This window comes from Rhizobacter sp. P3_C12, assembly GCF_056402735.1.
The window spans coordinates 1-2523 of sequence record NZ_JBFUGW010000500.1; the positions used below are offsets into that span (position 1 = coordinate 1).

Genomic DNA, 2523 nt, shown 5'->3' on the forward strand with positions numbered 1-2523 from the left:
GTGTTGTATTGAAGCCCTTTGCTTTGGTTACTTTCATTTGGGCTTCAAATGAAAGTGACTCGCCCGCCGGGGCGAGACCCGGCAGCAGCCTCGCCCTTAGCGGCCCGTCACCAGGAGCTCGTTGATGATCGCGCTCCACGACTGCGGGCCGGTCTTGCCGGAGATCCGCACGCCCAGCACGCCGGCCAGCGGTGTGCCGCTGAACGCGTAGCTCGAACCGCCCGCAACTGCGCTGTTCGGATACGCCGGCGCGATCGCCCAGCCGGATTCGATCCAGCGCGTGCCGTCGGTCGTGTACTGCAGGCTCACACCTGATTCGAAGTAGCCGTTGCCGTAGCTGTCGATGGCGCCGTTGATCAACGTCACCTTCGACACTGTCTTGGCCGCCGTCCACGTGACACCGGCTGCCTCCCACTTGCCTGTCTCGCCTTCGCCGGCGGCATTCAGCGTCACACCGGTCGTCAGCTTGCCGTCGTTGATGCCGGCGCGCGCCTGGCGGTTCGCGTTCGACAGCGCCGTCGTGTTCTTGATCCACACCTGGCCGCTGCCGCTCGCCTCGATCTGCGTGTCGCCGCTGCCGCCGCGCGCGCTGAAGGCAGCACGGATCGAGTGGCCGGCCTGCACGTCGCTGAAGGTGTAGCTCGTCACCGCTCCGACCGATGCGCCATCCACCGTCACCGAGCTGATGTCGTAGCCCGCGTTCGGCACGATGCTGAAGCCCTGGCTGCGACCCTGCACGACCTGCACCGAGCCGCTCGGCACGATGGATCCACCGGTGCCAGCGGCAGCATCGATGCTCAGCGGCGCCGTCGAGCCGTTGTCCAGCCCGACCTTCACCGCCGACCAGAAGCTCGCGTCTTCATACCCCATCGCCCACACGCTGGTGCCGGCGAGGCCATACGCATTCACCAGCGCGGTCTTGGCCTGGATGCTCTGCGCATCGTCGTACCAGAGCGCCGGCTGCTTCGTCGAATTGCTCCAGTCCGTGCCGTCCGGCTGCTTGCGCACCGTGCCCCAGGTGGCATAGGGCGTTGCCGATGCCGCATCGCGCTGCAGCACCGCATTGGCATGCGAGGCCAGCACCGCGGCATAGCTCGACCAGTGCACCACCTGGCCCGTGCTGTAGTCGTAGCCGTAGCTCGGCAGGCCGGCCAGCACCTTCGAGGCCGGCACGCGCGACACGGTGTACGACAGGATCGCCTTCTGCCAGTCCAGGCCCGATTCGGGGCCCGGCCACACCTCGCCGTTGAAGCCGCTGCTGGCCCAGCCCGGGCCGACCTCGTCGTAGGTCATCACCTGGAAGTAGTCGACCGCGGCACCGATCGCCGCGTAGTCGTAGCCGCCCAGGTAGTCCGGTGCCTTGTCGCCGGTCTTCGGCGGGATGCTGATCACGAGCTTCAGCCCCTGCGCATGCAGGCCGCTCGCCAGCGCCGAGATGAACGCGCTGTAGTTCGCCTTGTCCGACGACTGCACCGCCTCCAGGTCGATGTCGATGCCGGCAAAACCGTTCGCCGTGGCGAGGTTCACCAGGTTCGTCACCGCCTTCGCACGGCTGGTGGCACTGGCGAGCACCGCCTTCGAGATGGCCGGGTCGAAACCGCCGGCGTCGTTGCTGTAGTCCGAGACGGTCGGGTACAGCGGCAGGCCCTTGCCCTTCGCGAAGCTGATGATGCTGCGCGTGGTGTTCGTCAGGCCTTCGGTGCTGATCGCGCCGGCCGCCGTCAGGTTGTAGGCCGAGCCGAGGCCGACGGCGCTCAGCTGCGCGTGGTGGGCCTGCAGGTTGGTGTACGACTGGCTGATCTGGCCATCGGTGTAGGCCAGCACGAACGGCGCGGCATCGGCCTGCGACGTGGTGACAAGGCACGCGAAGCTGACGCAGGCGAGCGTGGCGACGAAACCGGTGCGGTTCGGGCGGAGGTGGGCGAGGGCGGTGTTCATCGGCCGATGGTCACCCATCAGCGCCTCGGCAAATGTCAGCAAACCGTAGCGTTGGTAACTCGGCTCAGCGCGTCGCGCGGCGCCTCACGCAGTCGATGTACTTGTGGCCGTCCGGCGGCAGGCCGCTGCGCTGCGAGGCCCAGATCATCTCGCCCAGGCACTCCATCATCTCGTGCTGCGCCTCGTGCGCCGAGCCGCGCTTCGCGGCGAGCAGGGCATAGGCCTGCTTGATGCCGGTCGGCTGGTCGATGCTGACCTGCTCGCTGATCGACAGGTGCATCGACAGGTGCAGGAAGGGGTTGGTGCGGCCGTCTTCGACCTCGTAGACCCTGGCCAGCGCTGCGGCTTCATCGGCGAGCTCGGCGTGGTATTCCGGGTGCTCGGCGATCCAGTCGCCTGCCACCGCTTCCATCGGCGTCAGCGGCAGGCCTTCGCGCTGCTTGCGCCGGGTCTCACAGAAGAATTTGCGAACGTCGTGCTGGGTCGGGGCAAACATCGGTGGATTTTCGCCCAGATCCGTTCGGACGTGATGCAGACGACAGCACGGCGGGTGGAACCCTCGTCAATCTCTGAACCACACATGCC

At 67.0% G+C, this 2523-nt stretch carries 2 protein-coding genes; both read right to left on the minus strand.

The window, feature by feature from the left end:
• Window positions 1-96 precede the first annotated feature (96 nt).
• Complete coding sequence (locus AC1DXV_RS33775) at window positions 97-1938, minus strand: glycosyl hydrolase family 18 protein (RefSeq protein WP_477868181.1); 1842 nt, start codon at window positions 1936-1938, stop codon at window positions 97-99.
• A gap of 64 nt (window positions 1939-2002) precedes the next feature.
• The gene (locus AC1DXV_RS33780; RefSeq protein ID WP_477868183.1) at window positions 2003-2434 is read right to left on the minus strand and encodes a DUF1841 family protein; all 432 of its coding nucleotides are present in this window, start codon (window positions 2432-2434) and stop codon (window positions 2003-2005) included.
• Between the last annotated feature and the right edge of the window lie 89 nt (window positions 2435-2523).

What these genes read in the sequence shown, in the direction of transcription:
- AC1DXV_RS33780 (WP_477868183.1), bottom strand. Translation starts at nt 2,434, where the DNA reads ATGTTTGCCCCGACCCAGCACGACGTTCGCAAATTCTTCTGTGAGACC.
- AC1DXV_RS33775 (WP_477868181.1), bottom strand. Translation starts at nt 1,938, where the DNA reads ATGAACACCGCCCTCGCCCACCTCCGCCCGAACCGCACCGGTTTCGTC.